Here is a 10417-nt window from a genome sequence, read left to right on the forward strand (position 1 = left end):
GGCGAAAGGATCAGGCACCCGTGAGCGCAACCGACACCCAGGATCCCAACCGTCGTGATTTTCTCTACGTCGCCACCGGCATGGCCGCAGTGGTCGGCGCGGGTGCTTTCGCGTGGCCGTTCATCGACCAGATGCGCCCTGACGCCTCGACGCTGGCGCTCGCCTCGGTCGAAGTCGACGTCGCCTCGCTGACGCCGGGCATGTCGCTGATCGTCAAATGGCGCGGCAAGCCGGTCGTGGTCCGCAACCGCACCGAACAGGAAATGAAGGACGGCGAGGCGGTCAAGCTGGCCGATCTCAAGGATCCGATCGCCCGCAACGCCAATCTGCCGGCCGACGCACCGGCGACCGACGCCAATCGCACCACGCCCGGCAAGGAAGCCTGGATGGTGATGGTTCAGGTCTGCACGCATCTCGGCTGCATTCCGCTTGGCCAGGAAGGCGATTTCGGCGGCTGGTTCTGCCCGTGCCACGGTTCGCAATACGACACCGCCGGCCGCATCCGCAAAGGCCCGGCGCCGGAGAACATGGCGGTTCCGGTATTCAAGTTCATTTCCGATACCAAGATCCTTATCGGTTGAGGCAGGGGGATATTTCGATGAGCGAGGGACACTCGACCTATACGCCCAAAACCGGTCTCGGACGCTGGTTCGACGCCCGCATGCCGCTGCCGCGGCTGGTCTATGACAGCTTCGTTGCCTATCCGGTGCCGCGCAACCTCAACTATGCATGGACCTTTGGCGGCATCCTGTCGATCATGCTGGTGGCGCAGATCCTGACCGGCATCGTGCTGGCCATGCATTACACGGCCGACACCAATCTGGCCTTCGGCTCGGTCGAGAAGATCATGCGCGACGTGAATTCGGGCTGGCTGCTGCGCTACATGCATTCGAACGGCGCCTCGTTTTTCTTCGTCGCCGTCTACATCCACATCTTCCGTGGCCTCTATTACGGCTCCTACAAGGCGCCGCGCGAACTGCTGTGGATCCTCGGCTGCATCATCTATCTCCTGATGATGGCGACCGGCTTCATGGGCTACGTGCTGCCATGGGGCCAGATGAGCTTCTGGGGCGCCACCGTCATCACCGGCTTCTTCAGCGCCATTCCGCTGGTCGGCGACTGGATCCAGCAGCTGCTGCTCGGCGGCTTTGCCGTCGACAACCCGACGCTGAACCGTTTCTTTGCGCTGCACTATCTGTTGCCGTTCATGATCGCCGGCGTTGTCGTGCTGCACATCTGGGCGCTGCATGTCGTCGGCCAGTCGAACCCGACGGGCATCGAGGTCAAGTCGAAGACCGACACCGTGGCCTTCACCCCCTACGCGACCATCAAGGACGCGTTCGGCATGATCGTGTTCCTGTTCTTCTTCGCCTATTTCGTCTTCTACCTGCCGAACTATCTCGGCCATCCCGACAACTACATCGTCGCCAACCCGCTGAAGACGCCGGCCCACATCGTGCCCGAATGGTACTTCCTGCCGTTCTACGCGATCCTGCGCGCCATCACCTTCAATGTCGGGCCGATCAACTCCAAGCTCGGCGGCGTGCTATGCATGTTCGGCGCCATCGTCATGTTGTTCCTGGTGCCGTGGCTCGACACTTCGAAGGTGCGCTCGGCGGTTTACCGGCCCTGGTACAAGCTGTTCTTCTGGCTGTTCGTGGCCGATGCCATCCTGCTTGGCTGGCTGGGCTCGCAGCCGGCAGAAGGCAGCTATGTGTTCATGGCGCAGATGGCGACATTGTTCTACTTCGCCTTCTTCCTGATCGCGCTGCCGGTGCTCGGCCTGATTGAGACGCCGCGACGGTTGCCGAACTCGATCACCGAGGCGGTGCTCGAGAAGAACAAGGGCGGCAGCGGACATCCGGCGGGCGCTACGGCGGCTCCGGAAACCAAAGGCTGAGCGGGTAGAGAATCTAAGGGGATTTGGCATGAAAAAGATTCTCACCTCGCTGGCGCTGATCGGCCTTGTGGCCGTCGCCGCTGGGGCCGCGGGCACTCGGGCGATCGCCGCCGAAGAGGCACACAATGTGGCCAATCCGACGCATTTCCCGATCGACGAGCCGAAGGAAATGGACTGGAGTTTCACTGGCCCATTCGGCACCTATGACAAGGCGCAGCTGCAGCGCGGCCTCAAGGTCTACAAGGAAGTCTGCTCGGCCTGCCATTCGATGAACCTGGTGGCGTTCCGCACGCTGTCGGACCTCGGCTATTCCGATGCGCAGATCAAGACGCTGTCGGCCGAGTACACCATCCACGACGGTCCCAACGATGCCGGCGACATGTTCGACCGTCCGGGCAAGCCGTCCGACCACTTCCCGCCGCCCTTCGCCAATGAGGAAGCCGCCGCTGCCTCCAATGGCGGTGCTGCTCCGCCAGACATGTCCCTGCTGGCCAAGGCTCGCGGTGTCGAACGCGGTTTTCCGCAGTTCGTCTTCGATATCTTTACCCAGTACGACGCGGGCGGCCCCGACTATATCCACTCGCTGCTGACCGGCTACGACCAGACACCGCCGGCCGGCATGGTCATCCCGGAAGGCACCCACTACAATCCGTACTTCATGTCCGGCGTGTCGCTGAAGATGCCCAAGCCGCTCTCCGATGGTCAGGTGACCTATGATGACGGTGCGCCGCAGACCATCGACCAGTATTCCCGCGACGTCTCCGCCTTCCTGGCATGGGCGGCCGAGCCGCATATGGAAGACCGCAAGAAGACCGGTTTTCGCGTTCTGGTGTTCCTGCTTTTGTTCGGCGCGCTGGTCTATCTCACCAAGCGCAAGGTGTGGGAAGGCGTGGCGCATTAAGCCACACGATCAAGTGATCACGAAGGGCGCCGAGAGGCGCCCTTTTGCATTTCCAGAAGCCGGCCATGTCACATGGCCGTCACCGCATCCGGCGATCCTGTGCTGCTCTCATCAAAGGATCGCACCCATGAAAAGATACGCATCGCTCGCGGCAGGCCTGTTGCTGCTCATCGTCGGCTCGGCCGCGCAAGCGGAAGACGCCCAGCCTTTCGTCACCAACAAGGATGTCGACCTGACGATGATCCTGCCGCCGCCGCCGGCAAACGATTCGGCGCAGACCAAGGCCGAACTCGGCGAGGTGCTGATGCTGCAGGTGACACGCACGCCCGAGATGGTAGCCAGCGCCGTCGCCGATGCCGACGAGAATGTCTGGCGCTTCGCCAACGTCATGGGGCCGAAATTCAACAAGGAAACGCTGCCCAAATTCAGCGCCTTCTTCGACCGCGTCGTGGCCACCGAAGGCGCCGTCGTCGATCCGGCCAAGGATATCTGGAAGCGCCCGCGTCCGCACCAGCTCAGCGACCTCGTCAAGCCGGCGGTCAAGCTGTCGAGTTCGGGTTCCTGGCCGTCCGGCCACGCCACCGTCGGCACCATGATGGGCATCATCCTGTCCGATATGGTTCCGGAAAAGCGCGCCGAGATCATGGCGCGTGCGGCCGAATACGCCCACAACCGCGAGGTCGGCGGCATCCACTATGCGTCCGACGTCGAGATGGGCAGGATTTCCGGCAGCGTCATCGCCGCGGTCCTGCTCAACCGGGACGACTTCAAGGCCGAGTATGAAGTGGCCAGGGCCGAGCTTCGTTCGGATCTCGGCATGTAATCTTTGTCAATCGGATTAGACCAGAAAGGGGCGCTTCGGCGTCCCTTTTTTTGCTCATGGCCATGTCCGGAGGGCAGCTCGAAAAATAGTCCGTTGGCACGCCGACAACAGGTTGATATTCGATGCATCGAACGGTGGCGAGAAACTTGTCCCGCCATGGCCTTTGGAATTCGATGATGCGGCTCAGCGACTGTCACAACTTTTCCGATTACCGCCGCATGGCGCAGCAGCGGCTGCCGGGGCCGATCTTTAACTACATCGACGGCGCGGCCGACGACGAGGTCACCTATCGCCGCAACACCGAAAGCTTCGAGACCTGCGATCTGGTTCCCAACGTGCTGCGCGGGGTGAGCGAGGTCGACATGTCGGTGACGGTCATGGGCCAGAAGCTGGCGATGCCGTTCTATTGCTCGCCGACCGCCTTGCAGCGCCTGTTCCATCACCAGGGCGAGCGCGCGGTCGCCAAGGCCGCCGCCAAATACGGCACGATGTTCGGCGTGTCGTCGCTGGGCACCGTCAGCCTCGAGGAGGCGCGCAGCATCAGCAGCGGCCCGCAGGTCTACCAGTTCTATTTCCACCGGGATCGCGGTCTTAACCGGGCGATGATGCAGCGGGCAAAGGCGGTCGGGGTCGAGGTGATGATGCTGACCGTCGACAGCATCACCGGGGGAAACCGCGAGCGCGACAAACGAACCGGCTTTGCCATTCCCTTCAAGCTCAACCTTACCGGAATGGCGCAGTTCGCGCTCAAGCCGGCCTGGGCGATCAACTATTTCATCCATGAGGACTTCAAGCTGCCGCAGCTCGACGAGCATGTCGACATGGGCGGCGGCACGATGTCGATCAGCCGTTACTTTACCGAGATGCTCGATCCGTCGATGACATGGGACGACGTCGCCGAGATGGTCAAGCTCTGGTCGGGTCCGTTCTGCCTCAAGGGCGTCATGTCGGTGGAGGATGCCAAACGCGCTGTCGACATCGGCTGCAGCGGCATCGTGCTGTCGAACCATGGCGGGCGGCAGCTGGATGGCTCACGGGCGGCGTTCGACCAGCTTGCCGAGATCGTCGATGCCGTTGGCGACAGGATCGACGTCATCATGGATGGCGGCGTGCAGCGCGGCACACACGTGCTGAAAGCGCTGTCGCTCGGCGCCAAGGCCGTCGGCGTCGGACGCTACTATCTGTTTCCGCTCGCGGCGGCCGGCCAGCCCGGCGTGGAACGGGCGCTCGAACAGATGCGGGTCGAGATCGAACGCGGCATGAGGCTGATGGGCTGCAGCTCGATCGAACAATTGTCGCGCAACAATCTCCGTTTCAGGTAATCTCGACCCATGAAATCCTCGCTCGAAGACACGCTGCTTGCCGCGATCCGCACCATTCCGGACTATCCCAAGCCCGGCATCCTGTTTCGCGACATCACCACGCTGCTTGGCAATGCGCGCGCCTTCCGCCGCGCCATCGACGAACTGGTGCATCCCTATGCCGGCCAGAAGATCGACAAGATCGCCGGCATCGAGGCGCGCGGCTTTATCCTTGGCGGCGCCGTCGCCCATCAGCTCTCGGCCGGTTTCGTGCCGATCCGCAAGAAGGGCAAGCTGCCCTACGAGACGGTGCGCGTCGCCTACAGCCTGGAATACGGGCTGGACGAAATGGAGATGCACAAGGACGGTGTTGCTCCGGGCGAGAAAGTGATCCTGGTCGACGATCTGATCGCCACCGGCGGCACGGCTGAAGCGGCGGTCAAGCTGCTGCGCCAGATAGGTGCCGACATCCTCGCCGCCTGTTTCGTCATCGACCTGCCGGACCTCGGCGGCCGTGCCAAGCTGGAGGCGCTCGGCGTGCCGGTGCGGACGCTGATTGGGTTCGAGGGGCATTGAGGGGCAGTTCTTCCTTCTCCCCTTGTGGGAGAAGGTGGATCGGCGCGCAGCGCCGAGACGGTTGAGGGGTGGGTGACGGAGTGCCGTCGGCGCCAAGCTGGAGCACCCCTCATCCGACCGAGCTTCGCTCGGCCACCTTCTCCCACAGGGGGAGAAGGAAGAAACCTACTCCACCTTCACCAGCACGGCGCTCTCGAACTCCAGCACCTTGGCGCCGGTCGAATCGAAAGCTTCCGAACGCAGCGCCAGCAGCCGCCAGCCGGGGCGTGAGGCAATCGGGCGGTGCGACAGCGCGGTGCGCGTGAAGGTGATGGTTTGCCCGGCATAGACCGGCTTCAGCCATTTCAGGTTCTTGAAGCCAGGCGAGGGGCCGAATTCCGGCACCGGACCGGGGCCGCTCCACGCAGCGATCTCGGCGTCCATGCGGTTTTCGAGATTGAGTTTCATCCAGGTGGCGGCGGTGTGCCAGCCGGATGCGCAGAGCCCGCCGAGCACGCTTTTCTTCGCGGCCTCCTCGTCGGTATGGAAGATCTGCGGGTCGTATTTGCGGGCGAAGGCCTTGATCGCCTCGGGCTCGAATGTGTGCGAGCCGAGCGTCACCGTGGTGCCGATACGAAAGAACTCGTCCAGTGTCATGCTTGGCTCCCCGCGGCATCGCGCGTGAGGAACATGGCGGAGTTCTCGAGCTCGAAGACGCTTTCGCCGCGCTGGTTGAACAGTTCGCTGCGCATTGTAACGAAGCCGAGTTGCGGCTTCGATTTGGACAGGCGCTTGGCAACGACCACCAGGGTGCCGGTCAGTTGATCGCCGGCCAGGACCGGCTTCTTCCATTTGACCTGATCGACGCCGGGCGCGCCCTGGCAGGTCGAGTCCAACAGGAAGGCATCGCACAGCATGCGCATGAACATGGCGCAGGTGTGCCAGCCCGACGCCGCCAGCCCACCGAGGATGCTGGCCTTGCCGGCTTCCTCGTCGAGATGCATCGGCTGCGGGTCGAATTCTCCGGCGAATTCGACGATCTCGGCGGCACTCACGAGCTTCGAGCCGAGGTCGATCGATGCACCCTCGATGAAGTCCTCATAGGCCCATGTTTTTATCTCTGCGGTCATGGTCTGGAATCCGGCTTGTCGACCCACGATCCTCAGGATCGGGGTTTCCGGATGCAGGCCGGCGTTCATTTGGTCAAGCGATTTCTACTGCGCCAGCCTGTGGCAGCCGATCGACAGGCCCACTCAGAGCCAGCCGCGGCGGCGGAAATACCAGAAGGGCAGGATCGCCGACAGCACCATCATGGCGATGGCGAAGGGATAGCCAAGTTCCCATTTCAACTCGGGGATGACGTCGAAATTCATGCCGTAGATCGAGGCGACCAAAGTCGGCGGCAGGAAGATGACGGCGGCGACCGAAAAGATCTTGATGATGGCGTTCTGCTCGATCGAGATCATGCCGAGCGTCGCGTCGAGCAGGAAGGAGATCTTCTGCGACAGGAAGGTGGCGTGGTCGGCGAGTGACAGCACGTCGCGAGACAGCGTCTTGATGCGCGCCTTGGTGTCCTTGCTCATCTTGGTGCGGGTCGAGGCATGGGCGAAAAAGCCCGCCAGGCGCTGCAGCGAGATCAGGCTGTCGCGGATCGAAGACGCGATGTCCTCCTTGCGGCCGATGGCTTTCAACAATTCCTGGAAGTCGCGATTGCGCTTGGAAACCTTGGTCGATCGCGCCTCGAAGATATCGCGCGAGATCGCCTCGATGTCACGGCCGGCACGCTCCAGAATGTCGGCGAGACGGTCGACGATCGCCTCCAGCAAGCCGATCAGGATGGTGTCGCCGCTGGTGCAGCCGGTCGCCACCTTCTCGGCGCGCTGCGGAAAGGTCTTGAAGGCCTTCGGCTCATGGTAGCGCACAGTGATCAACCTTGTGCCGGCGAGCACGAAGGTGACCGGCGACATCAAGGGATCGTCGACCTCGGTCTGCGCGGGCAGGGTTGCGGTCATGAAGTAGGCGCCGTCCTCGACATAGAGGCGGCTCGAAATCTCGATCTCCTCCATCTCCTCGCGCGTCGGAATGGCAACGCCGAGCCAGCTCTCGATCGTCGCTTCCTCTTCCTTTGTCGGGTTGAACAGGTCCGCCCAGACGATGGTCTCGCTGTTTGCCAGGAGATCGTCGACGACGCGCAGGCGATCATTGTCCACGACGAAGGCCTTGATCATCGCCTGATTCCCTTGCTGGGGCCAAAGGGTGCGTTCGGATTGACGCGTCGTGTTGGATTGCACGGTTCCTGGCGCCAGCGCCGACCGTGCGTCTGCCGCTTAGACCTGTGACGTGACAAAATCAAGACAAGCCCGAATCGGGCCGGGGGACGGCCCTCGCGGCTCGGAAGCCGCGTCAGCGGATCGATCTAAAGACTGGCTAGAGTGACCTCCAAGTCCTCGTATGCGCCGACGAGGGCATCCGCGCCATGTCGCAACAGAGCATCGCCATGAGTGCCGGTGCAATGACTGCCAGCGGTAAATCCGATCACGCGCATACCTGCTGCCTTGCCCGCCAGGACGCCATTCACGCTGTCCTCGACCACGATGCACTCCTTTGCATGAACACCGATCGTGTCCGCCGCATGCAAGAACAGGTCTGGTTCCGGCTTTCCATTGACGACCATGTCCGATGAAAAAATATTAGGATCGAAAAGGTCGACAAGGCCCGTGTGTTCGAGTTTCCAACGCAATCGGGCCAGCGGCGTGCTTGACGCCACACATCTCCATGCGGCGAGCCGGCCAATCACATTCCCTGCATCGGGTAAGGCCGCCAGATTCTTACGCAAGCGTTCGTTGGTGTGGTCGGCAAGCTGTTCAAAAAAGAGCGGAGAGAGCGGCTTGGCTCGCTCTTGGCCGATCGCTTCGAGCTTCGCCTGCCACATAGCGGGAGACAATCCCATGAAGGCTTGCGTATAGGCGCTTGGTTCGAACGTGATGCCGGCCGCCGCCAGATATTCAAGCTCGGTTGCCTGGTATATCTCCTCGCTGTTCACGAGGACGCCGTCACAATCAAATATTATCAGCTTTATAGGCGACACTTTGGGCCTGATATCTGGTGGTCGGCTCAGCCGGCCCGCGGACAGTCTCGAAGGACTTCCATCAAATCACGTGTTGAACTTGAACAGCAGGATGTCGCCGTCCTGGACGACATATTCCTTGCCTTCGTCGCGGGCCTTGCCGGCTTCCTTGGCCGCCACTTCGCCGCCCAGTGTGACGAAGTCATTGTAGGCGATGGTCTGGGCGCGGATGAAGCCGCGCTCGAAATCGGTGTGGATGACGCCGGCGGCCTGGGGGGCCTTGTCGCCCTTATGGATGGTCCAGGCGCGCGTCTCCTTCGGCCCGACGGTGAAGTAGGTGATGAGGTGCAACAGATCGTAGCCGGCGCGGATGACCTTGTTGAGGCCGGGCTCGTCGAGGCCGAGCGAGGACAGGAATTCCATCTCTTCCTCATCGGAGAGCTGTGCGACCTCGGCTTCGATGGCGGCCGAGATCACCACGGTGCCGGCGCCCTGGGCGGTCGCCATCTTTTCCACGGCCCTGGTGTGCTCGTTGCCGGTGGCTGCGTCGGCCTCGGCGACGTTGCAGACATAGAGCACGGGATGCGAGGTCAGAAGGTTCAGGCCCTGCAGGATGCGCAAATCTTCGGCCGAAATATCCTTGAGCAGGATGCGGGTCGGCTTGCCGGCCTGCAGCAGTTCTAGCGCTGCCTCCATCATCGGCAGCACTGACGTCGCTTCCTTGTCCTTGCTGCCGGCGCGCTTGCGGAATTGCACGATGCGGCGCTCGAGGCTGTCGAGGTCGGCGAGCATCAGCTCGGTTTCGACCGTCTCGGCATCGGCCACCGGGTCGATGCGGCCCTCGACATGGGTAATGTCGTCATCCTCGAAGCAGCGCAGCACATGCACGATGGCGTCGACCTCGCGGATGTTGGCGAGGAACTGGTTGCCCAGCCCTTCGCCCTTCGAGGCGCCGCGCACCAGACCGGCAATGTCGACGAAGGAGATGCGGGTCGGGATGATCTCCTTTGACTTGCCAATCGCCGCGATCTTCTGCAGGCGCGGATCGGGCACCGCGACCTCGCCGGTATTCGGTTCGATGGTGCAGAACGGATAGTTGGCGGCCTGCGCCGCAGCCGTTCTGGTCAACGCGTTGAAAAGCGTCGACTTGCCGACGTTGGGCAAGCCAACGATGCCGCATTTGAAACCCATTTTGTCCGGTCCTATCGGGAAATAGAAATTTGATCAGGGCTATGGGCGATAGGGGTGATCAACGTCAAGCCCTTCGGTTCCCTTGATGCTCAGTCCTTGCCGCCGAACAGCTTCTTCAGCATGGCGGCCATCGGACCGCTTTCCGGCAGCTTGGCCAGGGGCTGTTGGGGCCGTGCTTGGCGGACGTGACTTTGCTGCTTCTGCGCCGGCTGCTTAGGTGCCGATTTTTCGGGCTCCGGCCCGGCCTTGCCCTGGACGGCGAGACTGGCTTTGTTCATGAAGCCGGATTCGTCGCCTTTGGCGATCATGGCGGCGTTGTCGGCGATCGCGTCGAGCAGCGGGTCAAGCCATTCGCGGTCGGCCTTGTCGAAATCGCCGAGCACATGGTGCTGGACCATTTCCTTGACGCCTGGATGGCCGACGCCGATGCGTACGCGGCGATAGGCGTTGCCGACATGGCCATCGATCGAACGGATGCCGTTATGGCCGCCGGCGCCGCCGCCGGTCTTTATGCGCAGCTTGCCTTCGGCAAGATCGATCTCGTCATAGAAGACGGTGAGCGCGGAAAGCTCGAGCTTGTAGAAGCGCAGCGCTTCGCCGACCGACTGGCCGGACAGGTTCATGAAGGTCTGCGGCTTGATCAGGACGACTTTTTCGCCGCCGAGCGAGCCCTCGGCGA

General features: G+C 62.3%; 12 protein-coding genes. 6 read left to right on the forward strand and 6 right to left on the reverse strand.

Annotation, left to right across the window (positions count from 1 at the left end):
* The first annotated feature begins 20 nt into the window (after positions 1–20).
* The 6 genes from petA to EN969_RS05010 all read left to right on the forward strand — a co-directional run bounded on the left by petA (position 21) and on the right by EN969_RS05010 (position 5501).
* Entirely contained in the window at positions 21–581 is a 561-nt protein-coding gene (gene petA, locus EN969_RS04985) for a ubiquinol-cytochrome c reductase iron-sulfur subunit (protein ID WP_013529984.1), read from the forward strand.
* A 17-nt stretch (positions 582–598) separates the two neighbouring features.
* Positions 599–1900 (forward strand): cytochrome b N-terminal domain-containing protein, encoded by a 1302-nt coding sequence (locus EN969_RS04990; RefSeq protein WP_013529985.1) that lies wholly within the window; start codon positions 599–601, stop codon positions 1898–1900.
* A gap of 28 nt (positions 1901–1928) precedes the next feature.
* Positions 1929–2801, forward strand: coding sequence for a cytochrome c1 (locus EN969_RS04995; RefSeq protein ID WP_013529986.1), 873 nt, complete (start codon positions 1929–1931; stop codon positions 2799–2801).
* Between the two features lie 127 nt (positions 2802–2928).
* Positions 2929–3624 (forward strand): phosphatase PAP2 family protein, encoded by a 696-nt coding sequence (locus tag EN969_RS05000; protein WP_013529987.1) that lies wholly within the window; start codon positions 2929–2931, stop codon positions 3622–3624.
* 176 nt (positions 3625–3800) lie between these two features.
* Positions 3801–4946, forward strand: a complete 1146-nt coding sequence (locus tag EN969_RS05005) for an alpha-hydroxy acid oxidase (protein ID WP_063170322.1) — start codon at positions 3801–3803, stop codon at positions 4944–4946.
* A 9-nt stretch (positions 4947–4955) separates the two neighbouring features.
* Positions 4956–5501: an adenine phosphoribosyltransferase gene (locus EN969_RS05010; RefSeq protein WP_013529989.1), complete on the forward strand. Its 546-nt coding sequence runs from the start codon at positions 4956–4958 to the stop codon at positions 5499–5501.
* Between the two features lie 165 nt (positions 5502–5666).
* Here EN969_RS05010 and EN969_RS05015 read toward each other — a convergent pair whose 3' ends face one another.
* The 6 genes from EN969_RS05015 to pth all read right to left on the reverse strand — a co-directional run.
* Positions 5667–6137: a MaoC family dehydratase gene (locus EN969_RS05015; RefSeq protein ID WP_063168842.1), complete on the reverse strand. Its 471-nt coding sequence runs from the start codon at positions 6135–6137 to the stop codon at positions 5667–5669.
* Entirely contained in the window at positions 6134–6610 is a 477-nt protein-coding gene (locus EN969_RS05020; RefSeq protein ID WP_013529991.1) for a MaoC family dehydratase, read from the reverse strand. The genes EN969_RS05015 and EN969_RS05020 overlap by 4 nt, the downstream gene beginning before the upstream one ends.
* 123 nt (positions 6611–6733) lie before the next feature.
* Positions 6734–7708, reverse strand: coding sequence for a magnesium/cobalt transporter CorA (gene corA, locus EN969_RS05025; protein ID WP_023809832.1), 975 nt, complete (start codon positions 7706–7708; stop codon positions 6734–6736).
* Between the two features lie 188 nt (positions 7709–7896).
* Positions 7897–8568 carry an HAD family phosphatase gene (locus EN969_RS05030; protein WP_272482876.1) on the reverse strand — a complete coding sequence of 224 codons (672 nt, stop codon included), beginning with the start codon at positions 8566–8568 and terminating at the stop codon, positions 7897–7899.
* Between the two features lie 66 nt (positions 8569–8634).
* On the reverse strand, positions 8635–9738 hold the full coding sequence (ychF, locus tag EN969_RS05035) for a redox-regulated ATPase YchF (RefSeq protein ID WP_024505635.1): 1104 nt from the start codon (positions 9736–9738) through the stop codon (positions 8635–8637).
* Positions 9739–9827: 89 nt separating this feature from the next.
* Positions 9828–10417: aminoacyl-tRNA hydrolase (pth, locus tag EN969_RS05040; protein WP_127419011.1), on the reverse strand; the 590-nt coding region annotated here is incomplete at its 5' end.

Source organism: Mesorhizobium sp. M7A.F.Ca.CA.003.01.2.1, from assembly GCF_003998945.1.
Taxonomy (GTDB): Bacteria; Pseudomonadota; Alphaproteobacteria; order Rhizobiales; family Rhizobiaceae; genus Mesorhizobium; species Mesorhizobium ciceri.

Bases quoted from the DNA above. Each gene is read 5' to 3' on its own strand.
- EN969_RS04995 (WP_013529986.1), top strand. From the start codon at position 1,929: ATGAAAAAGATTCTCACCTCGCTGGCGCTGATCGGCCTTGTGGCCGTC.
- ychF (WP_024505635.1), bottom strand. From the start codon at position 9,738: ATGGGTTTCAAATGCGGCATCGTTGGCTTGCCCAACGTCGGCAAGTCG.
- EN969_RS05020 (WP_013529991.1), bottom strand. From the start codon at position 6,610: ATGACCGCAGAGATAAAAACATGGGCCTATGAGGACTTCATCGAGGGT.
- EN969_RS05005 (WP_063170322.1), top strand. From the start codon at position 3,801: ATGCGGCTCAGCGACTGTCACAACTTTTCCGATTACCGCCGCATGGCG.
- EN969_RS04990 (WP_013529985.1), top strand. From the start codon at position 599: ATGAGCGAGGGACACTCGACCTATACGCCCAAAACCGGTCTCGGACGC.
- corA (WP_023809832.1), bottom strand. From the start codon at position 7,708: ATGATCAAGGCCTTCGTCGTGGACAATGATCGCCTGCGCGTCGTCGAC.
- EN969_RS05000 (WP_013529987.1), top strand. From the start codon at position 2,929: ATGAAAAGATACGCATCGCTCGCGGCAGGCCTGTTGCTGCTCATCGTC.
- EN969_RS05015 (WP_063168842.1), bottom strand. From the start codon at position 6,137: ATGACACTGGACGAGTTCTTTCGTATCGGCACCACGGTGACGCTCGGC.
- EN969_RS05010 (WP_013529989.1), top strand. From the start codon at position 4,956: ATGAAATCCTCGCTCGAAGACACGCTGCTTGCCGCGATCCGCACCATT.